Origin of the sequence: Streptomyces sp. NPDC051133 (genome assembly GCF_040682635.1) — a bacterium.
In the GTDB taxonomy this organism is placed as follows: domain Bacteria; phylum Actinomycetota; class Actinomycetes; order Streptomycetales; family Streptomycetaceae; genus Streptomyces.
In genome coordinates, this window is sequence record NZ_JBFBBK010000061.1 from 22892 (window position 1) to 48583 (window position 25692).

At 70.4% G+C, this 25692-nt stretch carries 25 protein-coding genes and 3 pseudogenes; 12 read left to right on the forward strand and 16 right to left on the reverse strand.

All coding sequences use genetic code 11. From position 1 onward, the window contains the following. Positions 1 to 29: 29 nt before the first annotated feature. The 4 genes from AB0N17_RS38810 to AB0N17_RS38825 form a co-directional block, all read right to left on the reverse strand. A complete protein-coding gene (locus AB0N17_RS38810; RefSeq protein WP_366016381.1) occupies positions 30 to 302 on the reverse strand; it encodes a hypothetical protein in 273 nt (90 codons plus the stop codon). A gap of 89 nt (positions 303 to 391) precedes the next feature. Further along, complete coding sequence (locus tag AB0N17_RS38815; protein WP_366016382.1) at positions 392 to 1117, reverse strand: TetR/AcrR family transcriptional regulator; 726 nt, start codon at positions 1115 to 1117, stop codon at positions 392 to 394. 136 nt (positions 1118 to 1253) lie between these two features. Further along, positions 1254 to 1580: a hypothetical protein gene (locus AB0N17_RS38820; protein WP_366016383.1), complete on the reverse strand. Its 327-nt coding sequence runs from the start codon at positions 1578 to 1580 to the stop codon at positions 1254 to 1256. 1 nt (position 1581) lies between these two features. Continuing rightward, positions 1582 to 2088 (reverse strand): DUF6232 family protein, encoded by a 507-nt coding sequence (locus AB0N17_RS38825; RefSeq protein ID WP_366016384.1) that lies wholly within the window; start codon positions 2086 to 2088, stop codon positions 1582 to 1584. A gap of 327 nt (positions 2089 to 2415) precedes the next feature. On the opposite strand from AB0N17_RS38825, the gene AB0N17_RS38830 reads away from it, so the two are divergent. From AB0N17_RS38830 to AB0N17_RS38850, 5 genes are all read left to right on the forward strand, one after another. Continuing rightward, entirely contained in the window at positions 2416 to 3483 is a 1068-nt protein-coding gene (locus AB0N17_RS38830; protein ID WP_366016385.1) for a site-specific integrase, read from the forward strand. Positions 3484 to 3913: 430 nt separating this feature from the next. Further along, entirely contained in the window at positions 3914 to 5056 is a 1143-nt protein-coding gene (locus AB0N17_RS38835; protein WP_366016386.1) for a polyprenyl synthetase family protein, read from the forward strand. Continuing rightward, on the forward strand, positions 5053 to 6624 hold the full coding sequence (gene crtI / locus AB0N17_RS38840; protein WP_366016387.1) for a phytoene desaturase family protein: 1572 nt from the start codon (positions 5053 to 5055) through the stop codon (positions 6622 to 6624). The genes AB0N17_RS38835 and crtI overlap by 4 nt, the downstream gene beginning before the upstream one ends. Next, the gene (locus AB0N17_RS38845) at positions 6611 to 7606 is read left to right on the forward strand and encodes a phytoene/squalene synthase family protein (protein ID WP_366016388.1); all 996 of its coding nucleotides are present in this window, start codon (positions 6611 to 6613) and stop codon (positions 7604 to 7606) included. The genes crtI and AB0N17_RS38845 overlap by 14 nt, the downstream gene beginning before the upstream one ends. Then, the gene (locus tag AB0N17_RS38850; protein WP_366016389.1) at positions 7603 to 8610 is read left to right on the forward strand and encodes a DUF5914 domain-containing protein; all 1008 of its coding nucleotides are present in this window, start codon (positions 7603 to 7605) and stop codon (positions 8608 to 8610) included. Before AB0N17_RS38845 ends, AB0N17_RS38850 begins: the two co-directional genes overlap by 4 nt. A gap of 197 nt (positions 8611 to 8807) precedes the next feature. Here AB0N17_RS38850 and AB0N17_RS38855 read toward each other — a convergent pair whose 3' ends face one another. The 5 genes from AB0N17_RS38855 to AB0N17_RS38875 form a co-directional block, all read right to left on the reverse strand. Next, complete coding sequence (locus AB0N17_RS38855; RefSeq protein WP_366016390.1) at positions 8808 to 10361, reverse strand: FAD-dependent oxidoreductase; 1554 nt, start codon at positions 10359 to 10361, stop codon at positions 8808 to 8810. Beyond that, positions 10358 to 11107, reverse strand: coding sequence for a class I SAM-dependent methyltransferase (locus tag AB0N17_RS38860; protein ID WP_366016391.1), 750 nt, complete (start codon positions 11105 to 11107; stop codon positions 10358 to 10360). Before AB0N17_RS38860 ends, AB0N17_RS38855 begins: the two co-directional genes overlap by 4 nt. Further along, positions 11104 to 12327 carry a lycopene cyclase family protein gene (locus AB0N17_RS38865; RefSeq protein ID WP_366016392.1) on the reverse strand — a complete coding sequence of 408 codons (1224 nt, stop codon included), beginning with the start codon at positions 12325 to 12327 and terminating at the stop codon, positions 11104 to 11106. Before AB0N17_RS38865 ends, AB0N17_RS38860 begins: the two co-directional genes overlap by 4 nt. After that, positions 12324 to 13034 carry an SDR family oxidoreductase gene (locus AB0N17_RS38870; RefSeq protein ID WP_366016393.1) on the reverse strand — a complete coding sequence of 237 codons (711 nt, stop codon included), beginning with the start codon at positions 13032 to 13034 and terminating at the stop codon, positions 12324 to 12326. The genes AB0N17_RS38865 and AB0N17_RS38870 overlap by 4 nt, the downstream gene beginning before the upstream one ends. A 104-nt stretch (positions 13035 to 13138) precedes the next feature. Further along, a complete protein-coding gene (locus tag AB0N17_RS38875) occupies positions 13139 to 14389 on the reverse strand; it encodes an NAD(P)/FAD-dependent oxidoreductase (protein WP_366016394.1) in 1251 nt (416 codons plus the stop codon). A gap of 400 nt (positions 14390 to 14789) precedes the next feature. Between AB0N17_RS38875 and AB0N17_RS38880 the strand changes: the two genes are divergently transcribed. Then, on the forward strand, positions 14790 to 15650 hold the full coding sequence (locus tag AB0N17_RS38880) for an oxygenase MpaB family protein (RefSeq protein ID WP_366016402.1): 861 nt from the start codon (positions 14790 to 14792) through the stop codon (positions 15648 to 15650). 59 nt (positions 15651 to 15709) lie between these two features. Here the strand turns inward: AB0N17_RS38880 and AB0N17_RS38885 are convergent. Next, a pseudogene (locus AB0N17_RS38885) lies at positions 15710 to 15952 on the reverse strand (transposase); the annotation flags it as partial. A 49-nt stretch (positions 15953 to 16001) separates the two neighbouring features. Beyond that, a complete protein-coding gene (locus AB0N17_RS38890) occupies positions 16002 to 16412 on the reverse strand; it encodes a VOC family protein (protein WP_366016395.1) in 411 nt (136 codons plus the stop codon). A 271-nt stretch (positions 16413 to 16683) separates the two neighbouring features. Between AB0N17_RS38890 and AB0N17_RS38895 the strand changes: the two genes are divergently transcribed. Next, positions 16684 to 17124, forward strand: a complete 441-nt coding sequence (locus AB0N17_RS38895) for a DUF6086 family protein (RefSeq protein ID WP_366016403.1) — start codon at positions 16684 to 16686, stop codon at positions 17122 to 17124. A gap of 486 nt (positions 17125 to 17610) precedes the next feature. Next, on the forward strand, positions 17611 to 17802 hold the full coding sequence (locus AB0N17_RS38900) for a hypothetical protein (RefSeq protein ID WP_366016396.1): 192 nt from the start codon (positions 17611 to 17613) through the stop codon (positions 17800 to 17802). 264 nt (positions 17803 to 18066) lie between these two features. Here AB0N17_RS38900 and AB0N17_RS38905 read toward each other — a convergent pair whose 3' ends face one another. Next, positions 18067 to 18561 (reverse strand): GNAT family protein, encoded by a 495-nt coding sequence (locus tag AB0N17_RS38905; protein WP_366016397.1) that lies wholly within the window; start codon positions 18559 to 18561, stop codon positions 18067 to 18069. Between the two features lie 420 nt (positions 18562 to 18981). Next, positions 18982 to 19743 (reverse strand): DeoR/GlpR family DNA-binding transcription regulator, encoded by a 762-nt coding sequence (locus AB0N17_RS38910; RefSeq protein ID WP_366016398.1) that lies wholly within the window; start codon positions 19741 to 19743, stop codon positions 18982 to 18984. Between the two features lie 115 nt (positions 19744 to 19858). Between AB0N17_RS38910 and AB0N17_RS38915 the strand changes: the two genes are divergently transcribed. From AB0N17_RS38915 to AB0N17_RS38930, 4 genes and pseudogenes are all read left to right on the forward strand, one after another. Further along, a complete protein-coding gene (locus tag AB0N17_RS38915; RefSeq protein ID WP_366016404.1) occupies positions 19859 to 21034 on the forward strand; it encodes an MFS transporter in 1176 nt (391 codons plus the stop codon). A gap of 89 nt (positions 21035 to 21123) precedes the next feature. After that, positions 21124 to 21305: pseudogene (locus AB0N17_RS38920) on the forward strand (SAM-dependent methyltransferase); the annotation flags it as partial. A gap of 649 nt (positions 21306 to 21954) precedes the next feature. Further along, positions 21955 to 22227 (forward strand): DUF4190 domain-containing protein, encoded by a 273-nt coding sequence (locus AB0N17_RS38925; RefSeq protein WP_366016405.1) that lies wholly within the window; start codon positions 21955 to 21957, stop codon positions 22225 to 22227. Between the two features lie 869 nt (positions 22228 to 23096). Further along, a complete protein-coding gene (locus AB0N17_RS38930; RefSeq protein ID WP_366016399.1) occupies positions 23097 to 23573 on the forward strand; it encodes a hypothetical protein in 477 nt (158 codons plus the stop codon). A 60-nt stretch (positions 23574 to 23633) separates the two neighbouring features. Here AB0N17_RS38930 and AB0N17_RS38935 read toward each other — a convergent pair whose 3' ends face one another. The 3 genes and pseudogenes from AB0N17_RS38935 to AB0N17_RS38945 form a co-directional block, all read right to left on the reverse strand. Next, the gene (locus AB0N17_RS38935) at positions 23634 to 24539 is read right to left on the reverse strand and encodes an oxygenase MpaB family protein (protein WP_366016400.1); all 906 of its coding nucleotides are present in this window, start codon (positions 24537 to 24539) and stop codon (positions 23634 to 23636) included. Positions 24540 to 24563: 24 nt separating this feature from the next. Further along, positions 24564 to 25415, reverse strand: coding sequence for a 4-hydroxybenzoate octaprenyltransferase (locus AB0N17_RS38940; protein ID WP_366016401.1), 852 nt, complete (start codon positions 25413 to 25415; stop codon positions 24564 to 24566). A 175-nt stretch (positions 25416 to 25590) separates the two neighbouring features. Beyond that, a pseudogene (locus tag AB0N17_RS38945) lies at positions 25591 to 25692 on the reverse strand (lytic transglycosylase); the annotation flags it as partial.

The following is a 25692-nucleotide window of genomic DNA, read 5'->3' on the forward strand; positions in this document are numbered from 1 at the left end:
TGCCTGCAGAGCGAGAGGGGCAGCAAGGCTCAGGTACGTATCTGCTCGATGAGACGGAGGTTGCAGGAGGCGTGGCTCTTGCCGTTCTTGGGAAGCACCCAGAAGGAGCCGTCACTGTCTCGTCCCACCACCGTCGTTCCGCGCTTGAGCGAGTCGGAGTTGTAGTTCCTGGCCGCCCTGTACAGCTCGACGAGTGCCTCCTCCCGCGTCTTCCCGTTCGCCGTCCGGGCCTTGACCTGTCGATGCGAGGCCGGCCCATCGGCTGTGACCGTCTCCTCTTCGATGATCAACCATGCGGACATCGAGCAGCCTCCTCGTGACTGTGGGATTTCGGTCCGGGTTGCCGTTTCTGCGGCGCTCCGAGTGTGGGTGGCAATTCCAGGCCGCCGACTTATCGAGGCGGCGGCTGGTACTGGTCTCCGAGGCCCGTGCCACGTACCAGTTCCTGCATCAGCAGCTCGAACATGGGCTCCTGGTCGGAGAAGAGAGGGGCGAAGTGCCCGAAGACCTCCAGCGAGATCTGCCCGTAGAGCGACCGCCAGCAGCTCAGCATCACCACCATCGCGCCGGGAGGAAGGTCCACACCGGTGTCTGCACCGTAGTCCAGCATCTGCTGTCGTAGTCGCGGATCCATCTCGTCATCGGCGAGAACCGGGAAACCGCGCTCCCTCCACAGCTGCACGAATGTCGGACCCCAGACGCCGGCGAGCCGCCGTACCCAGGCGCTGGTCAGCTCGGTGTGGGCATCACCGGCAGCCGTGGTGGGCGTGCCGAACAGCAGGTTGAATTCGGGCTGATGTGTGATTGCCCAGCTTCGTAGCGCTCGCACCGGTTCGATCATTCGCATGGCGAAGTTGTCCGCAGGATGGGAGTCGGCGGCGGACTGAAGCTCTCGCACCAGGTCGTCGACGATGTCTTCGGCGGCCCGGTACACGATTTCCGGGAGTCCGCCCTGGAAGTGGTGATAGAGGGCGGCGGGAGTGACTTGGACGCGCCGGGCGATCTCGGCCAAGGTGAGGGCCTCGACGCCCTGGTTCGTGATGATGTGGCGGGCGGCGGACCGAATCTCTGCAGACATCTGAGCCCGTAGCCGTTCACGACGCCCCAACGCTGCCATCCGCCTGCCTCTCCTAGTCATCGTGTGCATGGCTCCGGCCACGCACAGAGCCTAGCTGCGACAACTGCACCGCACAGGCGCCCTTACGGCCGCCGGCCCCTGCCGTGCGGGATGCGCCTTCGTGGACCGCCACCGCTCAGATGCCGAGGGCGGCTCTCACGCCCTTCACCGCCTCGATGACGGGGACTCCCACCCTGCCGACCATGGTGGCGATCCCAGCGATGTTCGAGAGCGCACGGCGCAGGGTGCCGGGAGGCGCGTCCGGGCCGGCCTCCAGCGTCTGGAGTGCGTCGTCGATGGCCTGCTGGTCCTCGGCAGGGACCTCGTCATGCAAGAGCCGGGCCGCGGCGACCAGTGCCTGAAGCGCCGAGGCCGGGTCGGTAGGGGCCTGGTTCTTGACGATGCCGGTGTTGTGATCGCCGTACTGGGTGACCGCGTCACCGATATGGAAGCTGCCACTCACGTCACCCGACCTTCTTTCCGATGGTGTGGTTGCCGTGTTGTGTGATCCTGTCACCGATATGGGCATTCTCGATCTGCAGCTGGAACTCGGCCTGAGGATTGTTGATCGCTTCCATGATCTGGTTGTCGAGCGCGCCGACCCTCATGAAATTCGGACTCGCCACGACGGTCTGGGCAGAGCTCGCCGTCTCAATGATCAACTCGTAGATCTCTGGTGTACGAAGCCTTTTCACCAGCACGACGATCAAGACGACGCACAGGATCATCCCTAGGGACATCGCCAGTTCCTTGACGGTGTCACTGACGGACTCCCCGACCGTCACGGCGATGATCAGGAGAACGAATAGTACTAACAGTGACTTCAGGAAGCTTTTCACGGCGTTCCAGCGGTCCGGAAGGATGACCGCTCGCCGCGTCGCCGTTACGCCTCGCAGCGGATAGGCGTCAGGGCCAACCCAGAGAACCTGCTGTTTGATCTTTACCTCGACAAGATCGGTTCTGTGCGTCACCACCGACACCCCTCTGCGACCTGACTGCCCGCCAGGATTCCAAGTTCTGCCCACTCATGCGCTGATACGCAAGCGAACCAACCTGAGTTAAAGGCTATTTAGAAAGTAGCGCATCTTTAAGGGTGCGCTCCAGTCCACGTGCAGCAAGAAGGGTGCTTCGATGTGAGCGTTCCGTGTCCTCCGCGGTAAATGGCGGATTTACTGCGACAGGGTCGCTATCCTCCCCTCCGCACCCAGCCGTCGACCTCGACGGTTCCCTCACACGCCAGGATCGTGGTGCGGGGCGAGGTGTACGCATGCAGTGGGGCAGGCCGAGGGGGCAGACCGGTGGGAATCGAACGGGCGGCCACGTCGGAAGCCGGGGGTGCGTTACGGCTGCCGCGCGCCCGCATCGTGCCGCCGTCCGCCCCGCCCCCGTCGTACGAAGCCGCGGTCGAGCGGTACCTCACCGGCGCCGGCATCGCACAGTCCTCCACACGGATCTACCGGATCTCGCTCACCACCTGGGGGTGGATGCTGCGCTGCGAGCCGGCCCCCACCGGACCGGCCCGCCGCGGCGCGAAACCTGCAACTTTCGACCTGGTGGCCATCGACGACCCGGGTCTGCCTCCGGTGCTCGCCGAACTCGCCGCCGCGCGGGCGGACGAGATGGACGCAGACACCGTCAACCGCGAACTGTCCATCGTTCGCAAGGCGATCGGCTGGTGGCGGGCCCAGGGGTGGATCGAGGCCGACCCCACGACCGGGATCGAGCGCCGCCCGGTACCGCCGGACCGCACGAAGGCGCTGTCCAAGCCCCAGATCGCCGCCCTGTGGGCGTTGGAGGCGTCGGTACGGGAGAAGACGTTCTGGAAGCTCCTCTATGAGAGTGCGGCACGGGCGGAGGAGATCCTGTCCCTGAACATCGAGGTGCTGTTACCCGCCGACAGGCGCGGCCGGATCGTCTCCAAGGGCGGCGCCACCGAGTGGATTCACTGGCAGTCCGGCACGGCCCAACTCCTGCCCCGGCTCATCGCCGGCCGCACGCACGGCCCGCTCTTCCTCACCGACCGCAGAGCCCCTGCCCGCACCCCTGGCATGGACATCTGCCCGGCCACCGGCCGCGCGAGACTGTCCTACCGCCGCGCCGAGGAAATCTTCGAGGAGAGCACCCGACTGCTGGCCAACCCCCTCGCCGCCCCCGGCGACTTCGACGATCTGGAGGGCTGGACGCTCCACCGGCTCCGCCACAGCGCGCTGACCCACGAGGCGGAGGACGGTACGTCCACACCCATGCTCCTGGCCCGCTCACGGCACGCCTCCACGCGGTCCCTGGAACGGTACGCACGGCCCGGTGCCGACGCGGTCGCCCAGCACGTCGCCGAGCATGACCCGGCCGGCCGCCGCAGTAGGTGAACCCGGCACTCAGGGCAGGCTCCAAGATCAGCTGTTCGCCCCGACGCCGAGGGCATGGCGCGCCAGGCTGCTGAAACCCGGGAGCCCGGCATCCCGCTCGACCTCGCGGGGGCCTGGTCCGACCGAGTGATCGTCCAATCGGATACCTGTCCGAGCTGAGGCGGTTGTTCCGCTCGGCTCAGCCAGGGGTGGCGCGGCGACGGGCTCCAGCTCGCGGTCGGGCAGACGGGGACTCACCGACGTGGCACAGGCTCACCGGCAGACCGGCGACCGGGACGACGCACACTGCCACGACCTCCGTCCTGTTGGGCTATCGCAGTGAGTTCCTCGCGGAACAGGCGGCGCACCGGGCAGACATCAGCGCATCCGGACGAGGGCACTTCACAGAAGCCCTGGTGTGCATACGACCGACAGTGAGAAGAGGTAGGGCATGCCGGGAGCACGGCCCACCGTTGCCGAAAGGAGCAGCCCCGTCGATGGCCTGCTCACAGCCCGTGACGCCGTTCAGGCGGTCGAGACGGAGTTGAGAGATGTCCTCGACGAAGTGACGCGTCGGACCCGCGACGTGGATGCCCTCTTCGCCCGCGATGTGGCCGACCGGGTCGCCGCGCTCGTCGGGCGCGGCGGCAAACGGCTGCGTACGGCGTTCGCGTGGTGCGGGTGGCGGGCCGCGGGCGGCTCGGGAGACGCCGCCGCGGTGGTGCGCGCCGGTTGCGCCCTTGAACTGGTGCAGGCGTGCGCGCTCATCCATGACGACCTGATGGACGGCTCCCCGTTGCGGCGGGGCGCGCCGGCGATACACGTGGATCTGGCCCGCATGCACCGGACCGGGCGGATGAGCGGCCCTGCCGAGGCCTTCGCCAACGGTGCCGCGGTGCTCGCCGGCGACCTGGCACTGACCTGGGCGGACGATCTGATGACCGAGATGGCACTCGGCTCGCCCCACGGCCGGCAACTGCACCGCGAGTGGCAGGCGATGCGCGCTGAGATGGTCGCAGGGCAGTACCGTGACCTTCGCGCGCAGGCGACCGGGGCCTCCGGCGTCGAAGAGGCATTGGCCATCGCCACGCTCAAGAGCGCCCTGTACACCGCTGAGCGGCCGCTGGCGCTCGGCGCGTCGCTGGCCGACGCCGGCGCATCCGTCGTACAGGCGCTGCGCTGCGCCGGGCGGTGTGCGGGACTGGCCTTCCAGCTTCGCGACGATCTTCTCGGCGCCTTCGGTGACCCTGCGATGACGGGCAAACCGGCCGCTGACGATCTGCGTACGCGCAAGCTCACCTATCTGCTCGCCGTAGGCGTCCGGCTTGCCGGCGACCGTGGCGACGAGGAGGCCACCGCCGTGCTCGCTCCGCGAGCAGCGGACCGGCCCGGTGCCACCGTGGAGGACATGCGGGCGGCACTGGAGCGGGTCGGAGCCCGAACCGCCGTCGAGTCCAAGATCAAGCAGCTTGCGGCGTCCAGCCTGCGGCACTTCGCCGAGACCGGTGCCGGCCTCGCGGTCCGAGAAGAGTTCACCGCGCTGGTCCAACGGGCCGCGGGCGTCGTGCCCGGCCACACCGGGGAGGCCGCGTGAAGACGGTACACGGGCCGACGGATCACGTCGTCGTGGTGGGTGCCGGCCTCTCCGGCCTCGCCTGTGCCCTGCATCTGCTGGGCGCCGGCCGCAAGGTGACGGTCCTGGAGCAGGATGCCCACCCGGGTGGCCGGGCCGGCCGGGTGCGCCTGGGCGGCTTCGAGGTGGACACCGGTCCCACGGTGCTGACCATGCCCCATCTGGCCGACGAGGCCTTCGCCGCAGTCGGTGACCGCCTCGACCGCCACGTCGAACTGATGCCCCTGCACCCCGCCTACCGGGCGTGTTTCGCTGACAGCAGCTCACTCGAGGTGCACACCGACGGCGAGGCGATGGAGGCGGAGGTGCGGCGCTTCGCCGGTCCTGCCGAAGCGGCCGGCTATCGCGAACTGAGAAACTGGCTGAAGCGGCTCTACCAGGCGCAGATGCGGCGCTTCATCGACGCGAACTTCGACTCCCCCTTCCAGTTGCTGCACCCGGACCTGGCCCGGCTGGCGGTGCTGGGCGGCTTCGATCGATGGGACAGGCGTATCGGATGCTTCCTGTCGGACCCGCGGCTTCGCCGGGTGTTCTCCTTTCAGGCGCTGTACGCCGGAGTCGCCCCCGCCCGCGCCCTCGCCGCGTACGCCGTGATCGCCTACATGGACACCGTGGCCGGAGTCTGGTTCCCCAAAGGCGGCATGCACGCACTGCCCCGCGGCATGGCCGACGCGGCGACCGCCGCAGGTGCAGACTTCCGCTGGTCGGCCGAAGTCACCGGCCTGGAGCAGTCCGCCGGCCGAGTACGTGCCGTACGCCTGGCCGACGGCGAACGCATCCCCTGCGACGCGGTGGTGCTGACCTGTGAACTGCCCGTCGCCCATCGTCTGCTGGGACGGACACCCCGGCGTCCGGTACGGCTGCGTCACGCACCGTCCGCCGTCGTCCTGCACGCCGGCTGCGACCGCACATGGCCCGGCCTCGCCCACCACACCCTCTCCTTCGGTACGGCCTGGGAGCGCACGTTCGACGAACTCACCCGCTCGGGGCGGCTGATGAGCGACCCCTCCCTGCTGATCACCCGGCCGACGGCGCACGATCCCGCACTGGCCCCGCCGGGGCGCCACCTGCACTACGTGCTGGCCCCGTGCCCGAACACGTCCGTCGGCCCCTCCGCTGCCGCCTGGCGTGATCTCGGCCCCCGCTACCGCGACCGGCTGGCCGCAGAGCTGGAGCGCCGGGGGCTGGCCGGGTTCGCCGACAGCATCCGTGAGGAACTGCTGGTCACGCCGCTGGACTGGACGGCACAGGGGCACGCGGCGGGCAGTCCCTTCTCCGTCGCCCATACCTTCGCCCAGACCGGACCGTTCCGCCCGCGCAACCTCGTGCGGGGCCTGGAGAACGTCGTACTGGCCGGCTGCGGCACCACCCCCGGTGTGGGGGTGCCGACGGTACTGATCAGCGGCAAGCTCGCCGCCGCACGCGTCACGGGCGGCATGCACCGCCGCCCCGCCGGCAGCCGCCCGGCACCGCACAGGAGGCGTGGCCTCGCGACCCCGGCCGAGGAGCGTGCCCATGACCCGTCGTGAACTGGACGCCGCCGGCATCACCGACCCCGCGCTGCGCAGCGCCTACACACTCTGCAGGCGTCTGAACGCACTCCACGGCAGGACGTACTTCCTGGCCACTCGGCTGCTCCCCGTGGAGCGCCGCCCGGCCGTGCACGCGCTGTACGGCTTCGCCCGCTGGGCGGACGACATCGTGGACGACCTCGACCGGAGCCGGACACCGGACGAGCGCGACCGGCTGCTCAAGCGTCTGGAGAGCGACCTCGCGGTCGGGCTGCGCACCCGTGGCGGGGACGAACCCGTCGTCCAAGCCGTGGCCGACACCGCCGACCGGTACGACATCGAGCACACTCTGTTCGCCGACTTCATGGCCTCGATGCGCGCCGACCTGAGCGTCACCCGCTACGCGACGTACGCCGACCTGCGGGCCTACATGCACGGCTCGGCCGCGGTGATCGGCCTGCAGATGCTGCCGGTCCTGGGCACCGTCGTGCCCCGTGAGGAGGCCGCGCCGCACGCGGCCGCCCTGGGAGTGGCGTTCCAGCTCACGAACTTCCTGCGGGACGTGGGCGAGGACCTGGACCGCGGCCGGGTCTACCTGCCGGCGGACCTGCTCGCCGCCCACGGAGTGGACCGCCCGCTGCTGCAGTGGAGCCGGCGCACAGGACGGCAAGACAGCCGCGTCCGCGCCGCGCTCGTCGCCGCTGAGGCCCTGACCAGGCAGGTGTACCGGGAGGCGGAACCGGGCCTCGCCATGCTCGACCCGCGCGTGCGCCCCTGTATCCGCACCGCGTTCACCCTGTACGGCGGCATCCTCGACGCGATCGCGGAGCGGAACTACACGGTGCTGCACCGCCGCGCAGCCGTCTCCCGCCGGCGCCGTGCGGCCACGGCCGCCGCCGCGGTCGTACAGATCGCGAGGGCCAGGTGGCACACCCGCGCCGATCGACCGACGCCCTCCGCGAGCGTCGTGGCGCCGCAGGGGAAAGGACCGAGGCTGTGAAGAACCGGAAGGGCCGCCCCGGCTGGACATCGCCGTTGCGCGGGCGCGGACGCTCCCACTGGGCCACGCAGAAGCCGACGTGGCGAGAGGCACGACCGGCGTTGATCGCCGACTCGCTCAAGCGGGCCTGCGCCCGCCCGTCCGGCAACTGGTTCGTCGTCGCCGCCTCCCGTGACGTCCGCGCCGGTGGCCGCCCCTGCGGCAGGACCGTGGGCGGCACGGAGGTGGTGCTGTGGCGGTCGGACACCGGCCGGCTGCACGCGGGGCCGGGCGCCTGCCCGCACCTGGGCGCGCCTTTGCGTGACAGCCGGGTGGTGTGCGGCACCCTGGTCTGCCACTGGCACGGACTCGTACTGGACGGAGCGCCGTTCGCCGGATGGGAGCCGTATCCCGTCCACGACGACGGGGTGCTGGTGTGGGTCCGGCTGGATGCGCTGGGCGGCGAGCAGCCGTCACAGCGCCCCGTGGTACCTCTCCGGCCTGCGGCGGACAAGGGCGTGGCCGCCGTCGTCACCGCGGTCGGCCGGTGCGAGCCGCAAGACGTGGTGGCCAACCGGCTCGACCCCTGGCACGGGGCCTGGTTCCACCCGTACTCGTTCGCGGACCTGACGGTGGTCCGGCCGCCGGACGGCGACGAGGACGACGCCTTCGTCGTCGACGTCTCCTTCCGGGTGACGAGCCGTCTGGTGGTGCCGGTCAAAGCCGAGTTCACCGCTCCCGGCCCGCGTACCGTCGTCATGCGCATCACCGAGGGGGAGGGAGCGACGTCCGTGGTCGAGACCCACGCCACGCCGCTGACCGGCGCGGCGGACGAGCGGCCGCTCACCGCGGTGACCGAGGCGATCGTCGCCGCCTCGGACCGGCGGGGATTCGCACTGGCCCGTACCCTCGCGCCCGCGCTGCGCCCGGTGATGCGCCGGACCGCGAGCCGACTGTGGCGCGACGACCTGGCGTACGCGGAGCGGCGTTGGGCGCTGCGCAGCGCCGGACGCCTGCCTGGTTGAGCACGGCCGGAACCTAGGTCTGGTTGAGCGCGGCCGGGCACCTGCCTGGATGAGTACGGCTGGACCCGTGCCTGGTTGAGCGCGGCCGGGCACCTGCCTGGATGGGCACGGCCGGGCACCTGCCGGGTTGAGCCGGCCGGGCACCCGCCCTGATGAGCCCGGCGGTCGGCTGGACCGGACGTGTCCGGCCGCCGCACTCACCGTGCCGCGACCGCGCCGAGTGCCCGCAGCATGGGCGACCGGCCCGCCCGTGGCACCGTCCACAGCATCTGACCCGTGATGCCCCAGCGGGCGAGGAGGGCGCCTGCGGCCAGGAAACCGGTCGTGGCGGCGCGTTCCATGAGGGCGACGGGCAGATCACAGCGGATCGCGTCGCCGGCGAGCGTCAGCGTGGCGTGCGGGGTCGCCACGGTGGGCCGCCGGTGGTGAGAGCCGGCCAGGAAGAGCGGACAGTCGGCACGCCATTCGTGCCGGGCATCCACGATCCGTGCCTGCCGGGTCTCCGGGTAGACGCGGTGCAGGCTCTCGACGAGGCGGTCCTGCACGGTGCGCGGTCGCGCGTCCGCGGCGACGGCGTAGGCGTGCAGTTCCACCACCGAGCCGCCGTTGCGTGCGGCCCAGTGTGCGGCCTCGCCTTCGTAGCGGTCCAGCACGCTGATGTTGTCCAGTCCGTCGTATCCGCTGGTGCCGAGAAAACCCGGCCGGTCCGCGCGGACGGGCCGGTCGAGCCAGAGCCGGGAGACGAGGAAGGGCGGGGCGGTACGCAGCGCGGCGATGTCGTCGCGCCAGGCCAGGGTGCCCAGACCGGGTGACGCCGCGACGAGTTCGCGCAGTGCGCCGGGATCCAGGGCGAGCACCGCCGCGTGATGGCGGTGGGCTGCGCGGTCGGTGTGCACCACCACGTGCCCGCCGTGGTCCACGTCCATGCGGCGCACGCAGGTCCCGGTGCGCACTGTGGCGTTCAGGCGCCGGAGATAGTCGCCGAGCGGATCCCACAGAGCCTGGGAGAAGGGCTCCGTGGGCACGTCGAAGAGCAGGCCTTCGGCCGAGCCGAGGAAGTAGATGTGGAACATGAGCAGCAGCTCCGCGGCGGACAGTTCGCGTGGGTCGGCGAAGAAGCTGCGCGAGAAGACCTCGAACGCCAGATGGTGCGCGGCCTCGGGGAAGCGGACGCCCTCGAGGAAACTTGTCGCACTGACCGAGTCGAATCGTTCGTAGACCTCGGGCACGCGGACGTCGAGGAGGGGCAGCGCGGCCCGGGCGTCCATGGCGGCCAGGTCGCGCCAGCCGAAGCTGGGGCTCAGGGCCACGAACCCGAGCGCGCTGAACGGCGGTGTGCGGGGCACCCGGGCGAAGCTGTCGGTCATTCCGCCGCTGTGCCGTAGCGGGTAGTCGGGCAGCGGCCGCAGACGCTCGAGCCCGGGATCGGTGCGCCGCAGCAGACCGCGCAGGTTGTAGTACTGACGGAAGAAGGCGTGGAAACCCCGGCTCATGGTCGCCGGGGAACCGTCGGCCAGGCGGGTACGCCAGCCCGCGACACGGCCGCCGAGCGCTTCCTCGCGCTCGTAGAGGGTCACACGGGCGCCTCGTTCGGCCAGCAGGGTGGCAGCGGCGAGGCCGGCGATGCCCGCGCCGATCACGGCGACGCTCGGGGCGTCCGCAGGCGAGAACCGGCTCCGGCCCGGTGCGGGTGCCACCCGTTCGGCCTTGCGGTCGCGGCCGCGGCGGGCCGCGCGCTGCGGGGCACTCACCGGGCAGCCTCCGCGGTTGTGGCGCAGGCGTTGCGGGCGAGGAAGGTGTGCACGATCCCGGTCTGCCATCCGGCGGCGGGGGCTGTGCGCACGTCGGCGAATCCGGCCTCGGCCAGGCGGCCGGCGAAGGCGGGGGCGGTGTCGAACTCGAGGACGCTTCGGTAGAGGTGCCGGTAGAGGGTGCGGTCGCCGCTCAGCGTGCCCGCGGGGAGGATGATGCCCCGGCAGACGGCTGTCCACAGGGCACGGTGGGTGGCCGAGCCGCTGAGGCTGTACTCGTGGACGGCGAGCCGGCCACCCGGTCGCAGCAGGGTGCGGACGATGCGCAGCACCCTGTCGGGGTCGGTGACGTTGCGGAAGAGGTAGGCGGCGAACACCGCGTCGAACGGCCCGTGACCGGCCGTGGCCAGGTCTTCCGCGTTCAGGTGGAGGAAGCGGACGCAGGCCGGCCATGGCTTCGCGAGTGCGCGCCGCAGCATCCCCTCCGAGGCGTCTACGGCGGTGATCCGCGCGTGTGGCGCGGCTCGTAGCAGGGCTCGGGTGGAGGCGCCGGTGCCGCAGCCGAGATCCAGGATGTGCTGTCCGGCCCCGGCCCCTTCCCCGGCCCCGGCCTGCGGCAGTCGCAGCCGTCGCGCCGAGCGGGTGAGGCCGCTGCGATAGCCGGGGTTGAGGCCGGTGAGGCGGTCGTAGGTGTGCGACGCGTGGTCGAAGGCGCGTGCCAGTTCGTGGTCGCGCAGCAGGGTCATCGGTGGCTCTCTCCGGAATGAGGAACGGGGTGGTGACGGCGGGGAAGGAAGGGGAGTTCGACGGCGGTGCGGAGCATGGGTCCGACAGGGGTGCGCAGGCCGATGCCCCACTCCTCCCAGGGCGACGTGGCGCCGTCGAGGAAACGCAGCAGGCGCTCGGGCGGGATGTGCCGGAACAAGCGGGTGAAGAAGTCGGGTCCGTCGATCCGTCCGGTGTCCAGGGCCCGCAGCAGCACCGCGTCCATGGCCCGTGCCCGCCGTCCGTGCGGTGGGGGCGCGCACGCCTGGCCGTTGCGCAGGGCGGCGGCGATGGCCCGGCTCTGCCGCTGCACGGCGGAGAAGGTGTAGCCGGTCGCCGGGCGGGTGGCGCCGCCCGACGTCCCGATACGGAAGACCGCGGGCCCGACCCGGCGCGGAAAGGCCGCGTCCGTCATGGGGATGACGCCCTGCTCCGCCGACTCCACCGTGAACGCGCCCAGGCGCAGGATGTCGCGGCTGTAGTGGGCAAGTGCCGCCTCGTAGGCCGTGGTGGTCAGCGCCGCGCGGGAGAACTCGGTGTACTCGACGAGCGCGCGGTCGGGCGCGAGCGGCAGGACGTAGCCGAAGGCGAGCCCGTGGCGCGGCTGGGGCACCCGGAAGTCCATCAGATCGGCGACCGACGGATCGAACCTGTCGGCGTCCGTGCGCAGGAACCAGCCGCGGAAGTGCTGCAGCAGCTGCGTCCGGGCCGGTGGCAGGACGCGCAGCGGGCGCGAGTCGAAGACGTGGCGGGCGCGCAGCGTCAGCGTCCGGCCGTCGGGTGCCGTGCAGTCGACATCCGCCCCGTCTGCCGTGGCGCGCACGGTGTCGGCCGTGGCGCGCAGGAGGCGCCCGTGCGGGGAACGGTGCAGCCGGGAGTGCACCAGCTGCTCGAAGGCGGAGGAGCGGAGCATGTGGTAGCGCAGCGGAGACGGACTGACGGTGACCGAACCGCCGTCGGTCGCGTGGACCCGCAGCCGTGACCAGGAGGCACTGACCACCTCCTCGAAGTCGCCGGGGCCGCGATCCCAGTAGCACCAGGTCCGCTCGGGCGGTCGCCGTGGACCGTCCGGAGCTTCCACCAGGGTCACCGCGGTGGAGCCGGTCGCCAACAGGTGGTGGGCGAGACTGAGCCCGGACGCGCCGCCCCCGATGATGACCACGTCCGGCGTGCCCTCCGCACGGCCGCGTTCGCGGGTCACCTGGCGCGCCGTTCGGAGACGAGCGTTCCGTCCGGGGCGGTGCGCAGCGACTCGGCGTCCGAAGCCATGGCGTCGGCCATGGCCGCTACGACCCTGCGCGGGTCGTCACCCGGAGGCATCGGCGGGGCCGTGCCCGCCACGCACCGTTCGGCGAAACCGGTCTCCACGTGTCCCGGTTGCACGTCGAGGACACGGATGCCGGCGGCTCGCGCCTCGCGTCGCGTGGCGTGCAGCCAGGCGCTCAGCGCGGCCTTGGAGGCGCTGTAGTCGGCCATGCCCGCTTGCGGGACGTACGCGACCACGCCGGTGACGGCGGCGATCAGCGAACCGGGTTCCATGCAGGTGAGCGCGGCGCGGAAGAAGGCAGCGGGTGCCAGAGCGTTGACCGCCATCAGGTGCTCCGCGACCTCGTCACCGGTCTTGGCCGCCTGGCCGAAGGCGACCGACCCGAAGGCCGTCACGACGGCGTCGAGGCCACCCAGGGCCAAGGCCGCGCCGTGCACGGCGCCGGCGCAGGAAGCGGGGTCGTAGGCGTCGAACACCACGGTCGGGGCGCCCGCATGCGCTCGGGCAGCCCGGACGAGTCGGGCCGCGTCACGTCCGGCCAGCACGGGACGCGCCCCCCGACCTGCCAGTTCAGCCGTGAGTGCGCCACCCAGGACGCCGGTGGCACCGGCCACCAAGACACGCGCGCCGTCAAGATTCACGTCTCACTCCTGAACGCAGGCGGAAGAGGGCGCAGGCGTTTGCCGCACTGTCTGCTTCCTTGCATCGAGGGCTTGCGGATGCGGCCGCTACGGCTGTCCCTGAATCAGGTACGTGTCAGGTCGCCCAGCACCTCCCGCGCGGCACGCGTGCCGGACGCCAGAGCACCCTGTACCGAGCCGGTCGCCCGGTGGTCTCCGCAGACGTACCGGCCGGGCGTGAACCGTGTGGTGCGGCTCAGCGGCCACGGCGGCCGCATCACGGGCAGGGCTCGCTCGACGGTGTACACGGCGACCTGCCGCCAGCCACCGGTATCCGTTCCGTACAGCTCGGCCAGACGATCCAGCAGCGCCGCGCGCTGCGCCGGCCGGTCCGGCCCCAGCACGGACGTCGAAACCAGTGCCGTGCCGGGCGGCGCGTAGGTGGGCGCCACTTCGGTGAGCACACAGGTGTTCAGCAACGTTCCCGTGCTGTCCACCATCAAGGTCGGCTCGGCCAGGGGGGTGCGCGCCGTGGCGTGGTAGTAGGTGGTGACGGTCCGGCCGTCCGGCACGTCCAGGCCCGGCAGCAGGCGGGCCGCACAGGCGGCGTCCGTGGCCACCACGACTGATGGGGCCCGCAGCTCGCGGCCGTCCGTCAGGAGCACACCCGAGGCAGTGACCGCAGCGACGGGCGTCTGAAGCCGCAGAACGTCCTCGGGCAGGCCGGCGGCCAGCTGAGTGGGCACGGCGCCGATGCCGTCGGCGGGCAGACACAGCGTGCCCCTGACCATGGTGCGCCACACCAGGTGAAAGAAGCGTCCGGAGGTCTCCAACCGGTCTTCCAGGAACACGCCGGACAGGAAGGGCCGCAGAATCTCGCTGACCGTCCGCGCCGACACCCCGGCCTGGGACAGGGCCGCCATCGTGGAGCAGCGGTCGGGTCGGCGTGTGAGTAGACGTGCCGGCAGCAGACCGTCCCGTAAGGTGAGCGCCGCCATCGCGATCAGGTCACGGGCCGGCAGGACTCGGCCGTGCAGCAGTGCCCCCGCCGACGCGGGCTGCCGGGTCGGGTCGGCCAGCCGGACCGGCCCCGTCGAGGTGTGCGCGATGACGCCCGGGGTGAGGGGCCTCAGCCGCAGTGCGCGCAGATCGAGGCGTCGCTTCACCTGCGGATAGGACGTGTTGAACACCTGAAAGCCGCGATCCAGAAGGAAGCCGCCTTGCCGATCCGTGCGCATGCGGCCACCCACGCCGTCGGATGCCTCGAGCAGCGCGACACGCCGCCCCGCCTCGCACAGATCCAAGGCGCAGGCCAGGCCGGCGAGACCCGCGCCGACGACGATGATCTCCGGATGCCCGCCGTGCTCAGTGGTCATGTTCCTCTTCCTTCGCTGCGACCACCCCTACCTCGCGACCCGGTGAGCATGCCCCCGGCACGCCCGCCACTGCGGGCAAGTCACACCCGTTCCGCCGCACCACGCGGTGACGCGAGCGGCTGTCCACGAACGGATGAAGGGCGGTACCCCAAGGAGCGAACAGACCGAGCGGAGCGGTGATCGTATGCACCATCCTGTCGGCGTGCCGCCCAGGCGTGCCCCCCCGCTCGCTCACCCGCCGTACTGCACCGGCGACTCATACGGTTGCCTTTCGACGGTGGGGGAGAGGGAGGAGCGTGGCCCTGTCCGCACCTCCCCGCCGACGGCCGGCTTTCGGCGCGATGCCGATCCGCACCGCGCCCCTCGTGCGGGACACTGGGTGGCAGGACGGGAGGCCATGATGCTGACAGACGTACGGGAACAGCTGGGCAAGGCCTTGTTCGGTCGGGTGGCAGGTCCTGAAGGGCCGACCAACCGGGTTCGCATCCATGCCACGCCCGGCCCCCGATGGTTCGCTACCGGTCGTCCCATCCGCACAGTCCACGGCGACGCCTCGATGTTCATCGGCGGGATCAGCGCCCTGCTGCTGCAGTCCCTGCACCCGCTCGCCATGGCAGCCGTCGCCGCCCACTCCGGCTACCGAGGCGACCCATGGGGCCGACTCCAACGCACCAGCACCTTCCTGGCCGTGACGACCTACGGCACGGCGGACGACGCCCAGCAGGCCGTCAACCACGTCCGCGCCATTCACCAGGAGGTTCGCGGGGAGACAGCCGATGGAGCGGCCTACCACGCGGCCGACCCCCACCTGCTCGGCTGGGTCCACGCCGCCCAGACGGACAGCTTCCTGCGCGCCCATCAGCACTACGGGGCCCAGCCGCTCGACACCGCGGGCTGCGACGCCTACGTCGCCGACAGCGCACGGGTCGCCCGAGCGCTGGGAGTGACCGACCCTCCCCACGACCTCCGGACCCTGGCCGACCGTCTCACCGGCTACCGTCCCGAGCTGCGCGCCACCCCCGAAGCGCGCGCCGCCGCCCGCTTCCTCCTCTTCCGACCACCGCTGCCCCTCGCCGCGCGGCCGTTCTACGCCGGGTTGGCGGCTAACGCTGTCGCACTACTGCCGCCCTGGGCCCGCAGCACGCTGAGGCTGCCCTCGATTCCGATCCTTGAGGACATGGCCGTACGTCCCGCCGGCCGGGTACTGACACGGACCATCCGCTGGGCCATGTCCCCACCACCGACACACCGCACCGCTTGACCCTCGCTCCCGCGGCCCGGCCAGAGCAGCGCGGATCCCGCCTGGCAGCGGCCGCAGTTCAGGGCCCGCATGTTCACCGAGTCGATCGCACACCTCGACCAGTCCAGGGCGCCTCGGGAGCCGAGTTCGTCGAGGAGCAGACGGTGGAGCTCGGCCCACACCCTGGCCTTCGTCCACTCGGTGAACCCGCGATGGGTCGTGGCGCCGGACGGCCCGAACGACGCAGCAGGCAGCCGCTGCCACGTTCAGCCTGACGTCGCCACGAACACGATCGCGGCCGGCACCTCACGGTCACCGTGGCGACATTGAGCTGCGTGCGGCTCCCTTTCAGTGAGGTCACGCCCAACTGGCCTACGCCTGCTCCTTGTAAACGGCTTCGATGTTGTTGCCGTCCGGGTCGTCCACGAACGCGCAATAGGCGCGGTACTCAGGCCAGAGCCGGGGTTCGTACCGGGACGTGCCACCAGCGCTCAGGGCGGCCTCGTAGAAGGCGTCAACCGAGGCTCGGTCGCGTGCGGTGAACGCGATGTGTGCGCCCCGGGTCACCGTGGCGTCGCCCGCGGGGTACAGACCGAAGGAAGGGGTATCCAGCTCCTCTTCCCAGAACTCCGCTCCGCCGTCAGCCGCTTCCCCGACGACACCGAGAGGCTTGAGCGCCGCAGTGTAGAACCGGGTGCTCGCCTCGAGGTCCGAGGCGATGAAGGTGACGTGGTGGATGAAGGGCCATCGTTGTGTCATGACCGCGCAGTCTACGAGTGCCAACGCCAAAGCCTGGCACCGGGCTTGATGCAGCACCGTGTACGTCGCCCCAGGCGACGGCGGGGGCGCACGCCGGACTCCCGACGCCAACTGAACTGGTCGCGATGCGCGATCGATTGCGTCGGCATCCGGGCGGCCAAAAAGGTGGGGGCCACTGACCGGGCTGCCGCCGGCTTCACCGTCGTCACCGGCGTCCGGCCAGGACGTAATAGCGGCGACAGCGATGATCCTGCCGGATACGCTGACCTGCCGTGATCAGCCGAAAGGTACCGCGATGAGTCAATACTTCGACATAGACGACGAGACCTTGTGGAACCCCTCCAACGGAGCTTCCCGTCTGTTCCGACGCCAAGTGGCGGTGTTTGAGGCGGAGCTTGGGCTCTCATCGGGCATCGGGCCCATGGAGAACGACGAGTGCCAGATCGACCCGGCCGCCTTTGAGCTCTTCGTCATTGCCCTACTGGCGCAGCACCGAAGAACGACGCATGCAATAGTGCTAGCGCTCTCCGAAGGGTTCACCGCCACCGTTCTGGTGCTCGCAGAGCGCGCCGGGATCCGGGTGGACTGGGCGCAGCTCGGATCCGCGCCCGATGGCGTACGTGAAGATGTGCAGATTTCCACAGTCAGAGGGACGTCTGCTCCGGCCGAAGGGCGAGCTTGGGCCGCAGGACTGCGAGAGAAGGCACGGCAGCTCGGGCAGCGTATGCCTCGCTGACCAGAGCAGCCCGGTACAACAAACCGGTTACGTCCCGCCGATGCAGTCCACCGAAAGAAACGATGTCTTAGTGGCGTACTTATCTCGGTGTAAACGTGATGTTGCAGCATGCTCGCGCGGGAGCGCCCCGCGGCGCGTGGCTGCGGGGCGCCCAGTGGGCGTTAGTGCCGCTTCGCTTTGCGGACCAGCCAGGCGAACACGTACCCGACAGCGATCCCTATGCCCGTCAGCCGTACCCCAGATCGTCACTGACGACCAATCAGACCGCACCCTTACTGACCGGCGAAGAAAGCAGGTCGGGCGCGAAAGGCGCGCCTCGGGATCGACCATGCCCTCGCGGCTGGGCCCGGTGTCGCCGGTGGCGGAGGTCCGCGGGCACCGGTGCCCGCCCCACCGGTCTCCCGGGAAGAGGGAGCCGCCACTTGTGCCGGGCCGTCGCAGGTCGGCGATCGTCGGGTCGTCGGTGCCGCGTCGCCGCAGTGTCCGGTGCCCGCGTTCCTCGAGCTGGGCGTCGTACCCGTCACGGACGGGCGCACCGACGTGATCACCCCCGACGGCACCGTCAGCTCCTCGCAACTGAGGGCAGGCCAGTCCTACGCCCGCTCGGCCGGCGGCGAGCACGAAGTCGTCAACACCGGCACCGCCCCGCTGGCCTTCGTCGAGATCGAGCTGAAGTAGCAGGCCCCTGAGGTCAGCGGACTGTGTCGGGCGCACGCGGCCGCGCGCGGCTACCGGACGGCGTTGACCACCACCTACGGCCCTGCCGCGGCCCGGGTCGCCACCATCGCGGACACTGACGCCATCGTCTCCACGATGAGCACCGCCGTCTTCCACGACCCGCTGTAGGGCCCGGCCTTCCCCGACGCATCCCGGCGTCCCGTGCAGGCGGCGGCCATGTGGCGCGTGTGCGTGAGCTCCGGCCTGCGCTGGTCCTGGAACACGTCAGCGCCGGCCGCAGACCGCTGTCGTCTCGTCAGCGGGCCCATTCACGTTCGAGGAGGCCCAGGACGACCTCGTCGACAAGGCTCCATATGCCCAGACCGCGCACCGCAGGGTGCCCTCGACCGTGAACCCCGCTTTCTTCGCCGCCGAGATCATCGCAGTGTTGTCGGCAAGGGTCTCCACCTGCAGCCGCTGCAGTCCACGTTGGGCGAAGCCGTATTCGCACAGCGCCCGGACGATGTCCGAGCTGAATCCACGCCCGCGGAAGTCAGGGAGCAGGGCGAGCCCCAGGTGCGCCGACCGGTTGTGCGTGTCGATGCCCCACAGTCCGGCGGCGCCGGCCAGCTCCTGCGATTCGAGTTCCACCACCGAGAAGTGAGCCCCTGTGTCCGAAGGCTCGGCCACGGCGTAGGGAGAGTGGGCCGATCCTGGTGGCAGAGGCTGCCAGGGCCGAGGATCCTGGCGCGACCGGGTCGCCACGTCGTTGTAGAGCACCGTATGGAGTACCGGAACATCCGCCTCGTGCCGGGCGCGCAGCCCGATCTTCTTGCCACGTATCACCCGGTACTACTACCGCAGCCCAACGAGTCGATCAACGGCACCGGCACAGGCACCGCCCCCGTGCCCTGGCCACGTGCGCAACCTCGCGAGGGGCCTCATGGTGTGCAACCTTGCCAAGGGCCTCATGCGCCAGACCCGCTGGGCCGGTGTCACAGCCGCCGCGGATAACTCCCGGTCCCGCCGGTCCCGCCAGCACGGCCCCACAAGCCGACAACAAGAACCACAGCACCAGGGCCGGCATGCCAACGATCGCATCGGGTGCCCGGCGATCAGCACGGTGTTCGCTTTGAGAGTCACCACTTCCCTCCGGGAGCCCATCCGTCGCCACGGGCCCGAGACGGCGTAAGGGCCGCCTCAGACGGTCTTGACGACGATGCCGGTGTCTTCGAGTGCGGATACCTCATCGGCGGGTGCTGAGGTGTCGGTGACGAGGGTGTGCAGGAGTGTGGCGGGGCCGACGTGCGCGAAGGCGGTGTGGCCGAGCTTGCCGGCGTCGGCGGCGACGATGATGCGGCGCGCGGAGGCGATGCCGGCCTTCTTCGCGGCCGCCTCGTCGAGGTCGTAGGCGGTCAGGCCGTCGGCTGCGCTCAGACCGCAGCAGCCCATGACGGCGGTGTCGAAGCGCAGTGCGGCGAGGGATGCGAGGGTGAGGGGCCCGGTGAGGGATCCCTCGGCGGCCCGAGGCCGCCCGCCGGGCACCATGAGCGTGGCCGGGCACGGCCCCTCGCCGAGTACCTGGATGGCCTGCAACGACAGGGGCATCACAGTGACCGGCCGTCGGCGCAGCAGGTGGGCGATTGCCAGGCAGGTGGTGCCGCTGTCGAGGAGGACGGTCTCGCCGTCGGCGATGAGCGAGGCCACCTCGGCCGCGATGCGGCGCTTGGCGTCGACGGCGTCGTGAGCACGCAGCGCGAAGGGCGGCTCCTCGCCCCGGAGCAGGAGCGTGCGCGCCCCGCCTCGGACGCGCTCGAGGACGCCTTGCGCGGCCAGCGCGTCGAGGTCGCGCCGGATGGTCATCTCGGAGGCACCGGTCAGCGCGGCGAGTTCCTGAACCGTGATCCTTCCCGACTCTCTGACGGCCTGCGCGATGATCCCGTGTCGGTCTGCGTTGCTCATGCCGGATTGAACACCTCCCGAAACGAACATTCAGTGTGTGCGAAATGCCAGTATTCAACCACGGGAGTTGTTCGTTACGGTTGTGATCGTGAATCGTTCGCTGCGAGCCGCCAGGCTGGCGACCTTTGCCTACTTCATCCTCTGCGGCACCACCATGGGCACCTGGGTGGTGCACATCCCCGCTGTCGAGCAGCGTGTCGGCATCAGCCACGCGACGCTCGGGGGGCTCCTGGTGATGCTGGGCGTGGGGGCGTTCATCGGCATGCAGGCGGCCGGTCCTCTGACCGACCGGCTCGGAGCGCGCGTCATCGTCCCCACGACCGGCGTGCTGTGCGGCGCGGCCCTGGCGCTTCCCGGTCTTGCCCGTGGCCCGTGGACGCTGGCCGGTGCCCTGCTGGCCTTCGGGTTCTGCAACGGCTGTCTGGACGTGAGCATGAACGCCCACGCCGTACATGTGGAGAAGGCGTACGGCCGTCCCGTGATGTCAGCCTTCCACGCCACGTTCTCGGTCGGCGGTGTCCTCGCCTCGCTCGCCGCAGCGGCCACGGCCGGCGCCGGCCTGACCCCGGCCGCAGGCATGGCCGCCGTGGTAGCCCTGGGCATCGTGATCGCCCTGGTCTCGGCGGGCGCCCTGCTGCCGGCCGCACCCACCGCTGCCGACACGGAGCCGGTGGAGGAGGCCGAGCGGGCGCCGGCCGCCGCGCCCCGCAAAACCAGCGCGCGCATCTGGTTCCTCGCCGCCCTGGCCCTGATGGTCATGCTGTGTGAAGGGGCCGCCAGCGACTGGAGCGCGCTGCATCTGAAGGACATCCTCGGTGCACCCGCGAGCACTGCCGCCTTTGCGTACGGCACCTTCGCGGCGACGATGACGATCGGCCGACTGCTCGCCGACCGCTTCGTCGCCCGCTTCGGGCCCCTGGCAGTCCTCCGCTACGGCGCGGCCGCGGGGTCCGTGGGAATCACGATCGTGGCCCTGTCCCCGTGGATGTGGTCCGCGTTCGCCGGGTGGGCTCTGTTCGGTCTCGGGCTGTCCGGCTGTGTCCCGCAGTTGTTCAGCGCAGCCGGGCAGGCCGATCCCTCGGCTGCCGGGGCCAACGTCTCCCGCGTCGCCGGGCTCGGATACGTCGGCATGCTCGCCGGTCCCGCCGTCATCGGCTGGCTGACCCACCTCGTCGCTCTGAACCATGCCTTCGTACTGCTGACCCTGCTGTGTGCGATCACCGCAGTGGCCGCCGGGGCTCTGCGCACGGGATCCGATCTGTCGCGCGACATGGCAGCAAGTCACTCCTGACCACGACCCTCGGGTGTGGGCCGTGGTCAGGGGTGCCGATGATGATGGGGCCGTCGACCGCGCCGCAGGATCAGCGTTGCCGTTGAGGTCCCGTCCAGGCGAATGACCACCACAGCTTCGCCGAGGCGTATTCGGCGGAAACAGAGAAGGGCTTCGTGAACGCGAACTACGCGCGGCCCGCGATACCGGCCCGACCCTCGCCGGACACGTGGCCGGCCACCGGATCCTGGACGCCGGCTGCGGCTCAGCCCCTCCGTCGGCGGCAGTGCGTCGAAGAGAGGACGAGGCAGCGGGTCGGGTGGGATCGGACCGGGCCCCGACGCCGCCGCGCGGGGCCCGGGAGCGCGCCACCTCCCGTATCCCTCATGCGGTGGGTGCTCGAACGGGCACTTCGTCCCGAACCCGTACCTGACATTCGCTGATGCCCGGGTTGGCGGATGCACCCGCGGGTGGCTCGCGCCGCACCTGTCACCGTCGGTGTTGACATCGTCAACACCCAGTAGCGAACGTTCCGCTCGACCCGCGCAACCTGCCCCCCCCGCAGCGATGGGCAGGGTGCCTTGACCGCAGATGCGGCGTGCGACGTCGCGGAGCTTGATGGTCTTCTCCGGGGAGTAGCGGCGCAGGACGTCGAAGGCCTGCTCGGTGAGGTGGCGGGCGCCCAGGGCGCGGGGGTCCGTTTGCCGCGCGAACCGACCCAAATCCACCGTGCAGAGCCACCATCACGAACTGCCCTGGCATGGATGAGCGTCGCCCTTCCTCAGCCGGCACGGAGGGCCGGGCTGTCAAGGTTCGAGTCAACTGCTGGCCGTACGTGAGGACTTGCTGGCTCATCCCATGGGCATGGCCCGGCCGTGACGGGCAACCAGAAGGGAACCGAAAGTGAAGAGACGTCGACTGCGACTGTTTGGGAGATACCGATGTCGTCCTCAAGTAGAAGCGACGCGCACAAGACGAGCCGGGCCAGCGGACTGGCGATCGCAGGGCTGGTCTGCGGCATTGTCGGCCTGCTGTTCCTGCCGATCATCCTGGGGCCGCTGGCAGTCATCTTCGGCGCCGTAGCGCTGCGTCAGACAGGCTCCGTCATGGCGAAGTGGGACATCGGTCTCGGAGTGGTCGACATCGTTCTCATGATTGTGATGTTCGTCGTCGCCGCGAAAAACGGCGGCAGTTTCTCCTGGCACATCGGCTGAGGCGGTCGCGTCCTGGTCGTGTGCTGCCCGTTCGGCGTCAGTCAGCTTGCCGAGCTCCGAACCGAACGCGAGCGGGGGAGTGGGTCGACCGCAACGGAGCGAGACGGCGGATCTCCGCCCATTCCGCCATGCTGATCCCCACTCCTCCCGGGCCAGCTCCACGAGCCTGCCCTTTGGAGGGGCGACCTGCAAGCGTCGCCACCTAACGGCTTTCCAGTCGTCGCCGGTAGTGCCGATTGTTCACCTGGTGTGACGAATCGTCGGTTAGTTTTCCGAGGGCGGGGCAGAAAGCCCTGTGAAAGGCGGTGATGTTGTGGACGAGAGGATTCGCCGGTATTTCATCCGTTTCTCGCTGGCGGGGTTGCTGACCGGAGTTATGTTCGGCTTCGCCTCGGGAGGTGTCTTCGGTGCTCTGGTGGGAGCGGGAATCGGCCTTGCCACGGCCGTCGGTGGCGTTCTGTACTGGGGCGAACATGGTGGTGCGCGCCGCCGCCGGCCGCCAGGTGAGGTACCGCCAGTTCGTTCGGAGGTCCAGGCGCCGGTGAGGGTTCGCCGGATCCCCAACCAGAGGTCGGCCACGTCGACTGGTTGGCCTCATCTGAGTTAGACCGCGCCCTGTGCCCCGAGGCCGGCCGACTCACCCGAGACAGGCATTTGAGTCGGCGTCAGAGCCTCGGGGCCGCCCTGCCCGGAGGGCGGTCGTGGGGCGGTTGTCCCTAATGCCGGATGCGGCGATGCCGTAGCCCGGTATCTGCTGGTCATTGGTCCGCAGAGCGGCGGTTGGGGCGTCAGAGCTGCGCGTCGCCCTCCGCCCTTGGCCAAAGGGAATCGGGATGCGTCGGGTCGGCGCGCCGGGCAGCATTGACGGGGTGACCGACCTGCTGTGGGATGCCGTGAAGTGTTTCTTCGACCCGGACTCGATGGGGTCGCTGCCGGACGTGCGCGTCCCGAATGCCTCGGTGGGGGACTGGCAGATGGTCCTCGATCTTGTGGCGGAGAAGGGCTGGAAATGCCAGTACTCGGAGGGAGCGATGGTACTTGCGGTGCCCCGGGCGGAGATCGTGCTGTCCCGTCCGGCGGGTGCCGAGTGTCCGAGCTTGCGGGTCTGGCCCAGTGCCGGTGTGCGGGCGATCTTTCGTTTCCTTGATGACGAGGTCGTCGACTTCGACGTCGACCTACGGGAGTTGCAGGGGCAGGAACGACTCGATGTGCTCTGCGGCTTCCTCCGGGAGATAGGGCGGCGGTTGGGTAAACCGGTGCTGATGGATGCGGAGGGTGCCGATGGCCATCCGATCCTCGGCTTCGATGTCGAGACTGATCGAGTGGTCCTCCTCAGGGAGCCGTAAGTCAGACGGCTGAGCCCGACCACTGACATGAGTAGAAGGTTCCGTCGCGGAGCATGATGCTCAGCCGCTCTGTCCTTCCCGCCACGCCCCTGCCAGTCGCCCCCGTGCGGCGGCCTGGATCCGGGAGGGTCCGAGCCCCCACTGAAGGGTGCGCCCGACGGCCGTCGCCAGGGGCCGGTCCCAGCCGGCGCGGACGAGGGCCGGGCGGCGGATGCCCAGTTCGGTGCGGGCCCAGTCGGGGAGGAGCCCGATCGAGGCGTTCATGAGCAGGCCTACGACCAGCCGCTCCCGTCGTGTGCGCCCGAAGTGGCGGAGGAACAGCACTGAGTCCAACGCGGCTGGAGTGGCGTGGAGTTGAGGGCGGAGGCGGGTCAGATAGCGCTCTGCTTCAAGGGCTGTGCGCGGTACGTTCCGCGCGCCCAACGCCTCGGCCATGGGAGCGACTTGGCGGTAGTAGACGTCGCACTCAGCGGGGGTCAGTCGGAACGGCCGGGGTGCGTACGTCTGGTAGCCGGCGAGAAAGCTGCGTACCTCGGCGGTGTGCACCCAGGTGAGCAGGTCGGGGTCGTCCGCGCGGTACGGCCGGCCGTCGGGGGCCGTGCCGTGCACCCGCGTGTGGATCCGCCGGACGAGGTCGATCACCTCTCGGGCGGCGGCCGAGGAGCCGAAGGTGGTCGTCGTGATGAACCGTACGGTTCCGTTCAGCCGCCCCACCGGGTCGGCGCGGAAGTCGGAGTGCTGGTCGACCCCCGCCATGGCCAGCGGATGCAAGGACTGGAGCATGAGCGCGGCGAAGCCGCCGGTGAGCATCCCGGTGGGGTGCCCGTGCACGCGCCACACCGGATCCCCCGGCGCGATCCCGAACAGCCCGGGATCACCGGGCGGCCCCGCGTACCGATCCAGCTTGAGATCCCCGCCGTGCATGGTCGCCGTGAGTTCCGCCGCGATCCGTTCCCGCAGCCCCACCAGCACCCCCTGGGTCCGTCTTCCTCAGCCGAGGGTACCGACCCGCCCGGCGAGCACGGCCACGAGGATGAGTAGGCCGCACAAGGGGTTGGAGCCGAACGCTCGCCCGCAGGCAGCGACATCCGCGAGGTCGGCCCGCCATACCTGCCACCCCAACTGCCCTGCGACGACGCACAGTCCGGGCCAGTGGAGCGGGCCGAACCCGGCGATGACCCCGAAGCTGGCGAGCAGCACCACACACCCCGCGTACACACTGCCCACCAGCACCCGGCTACGGCGCCCCAGCAGCACGGCGGCCGACCGCACCCCGGCCCGCACATCGGCCTCCCGGTCCTGGCAGGCGTAGATCACGTCCGTCCCCACGGCCCAGCAGATCGACGCCCCGTACAGCACGCTGCCCCCGAGCCCGAGACCTCCGGTGAGCAGGACGTACACCAGCGGAAACGTCCAGTTGATGGTGATGCCCAGCCATCCATGTGGCCAATGGGTGACCCGTTTCATGTAGGGATACACCGCCGCGAGGGGCGCCCCGGCCGCCGCCCACACCACGGCCTCCACACTCCAGAACCCCATCACCAGCGGAGCGACGGCTCCCACCACGACACTCAGCGCCAGTGCCCGCCTGGTCGGCAGCCGCCCGGAGGCGACGGGCCGCCCCGCCGTACGTGGCACCTGCGCGTCGAGTCGCGCGTCCAGTGCGTCGTTGAGCCCGCAGGCCGCCCCTCTCGACAGCACCCCGTACACCAGGAGCAGCAGCCCAAGCAGAGACCCGGCCCGGGGCCCGGCGATCGCTCCCAGGGCGATCCATCCGGGCACCACCAGCAGCCAGGCCCCCACCGGCCGGTCCAGCCGCAGCAGCCTCAGAGACGGCCGCACCCCGGGGGGCCTGCGCCACCAACGCGGCGGCATGGCCTTGAGCCGGGACTTGAGTCGAGCCTTCGGCCGGGGCTTGTAAGGCGACAAGCATACCGATTCATGTCCCTTCCCACATGGCCTTCAGCCTCCCCATTTGTCGCGGAGGGGGGCGTCCCGTGCGTTTCGATGTGCCGGGTCAGTAGGGTCCGTTGACGTTGTCGATGGAGCCGTAGCGGTGGTAGGCGTAGTTGCAGGCTGCGGTGATGTTGGCGACGGGGTCGTAGATGTCGGTTGAGGT

Excerpts from the sequence above, each read along its gene's own strand:
- AB0N17_RS38860 (WP_366016391.1), bottom strand. The coding sequence starts at position 11,107 with ATGACCCTGCTGCGCGACCACGAACTGGCACGCGCCTTCGACCACGCG.
- AB0N17_RS38895 (WP_366016403.1), top strand. The coding sequence starts at position 16,684 with ATGAGTCAATACTTCGACATAGACGACGAGACCTTGTGGAACCCCTCC.
- AB0N17_RS38835 (WP_366016386.1), top strand. The coding sequence starts at position 3,914 with ATGCCGGGAGCACGGCCCACCGTTGCCGAAAGGAGCAGCCCCGTCGAT.
- AB0N17_RS38910 (WP_366016398.1), bottom strand. The coding sequence starts at position 19,743 with ATGAGCAACGCAGACCGACACGGGATCATCGCGCAGGCCGTCAGAGAG.
- AB0N17_RS38880 (WP_366016402.1), top strand. The coding sequence starts at position 14,790 with ATGCTGACAGACGTACGGGAACAGCTGGGCAAGGCCTTGTTCGGTCGG.
- AB0N17_RS38845 (WP_366016388.1), top strand. The coding sequence starts at position 6,611 with ATGACCCGTCGTGAACTGGACGCCGCCGGCATCACCGACCCCGCGCTG.
- AB0N17_RS38925 (WP_366016405.1), top strand. The coding sequence starts at position 21,955 with ATGTCGTCCTCAAGTAGAAGCGACGCGCACAAGACGAGCCGGGCCAGC.
- AB0N17_RS38875 (WP_366016394.1), bottom strand. The coding sequence starts at position 14,389 with ATGACCACTGAGCACGGCGGGCATCCGGAGATCATCGTCGTCGGCGCG.
- AB0N17_RS38810 (WP_366016381.1), bottom strand. The coding sequence starts at position 302 with ATGTCCGCATGGTTGATCATCGAAGAGGAGACGGTCACAGCCGATGGG.
- AB0N17_RS38815 (WP_366016382.1), bottom strand. The coding sequence starts at position 1,117 with ATGGCAGCGTTGGGGCGTCGTGAACGGCTACGGGCTCAGATGTCTGCA.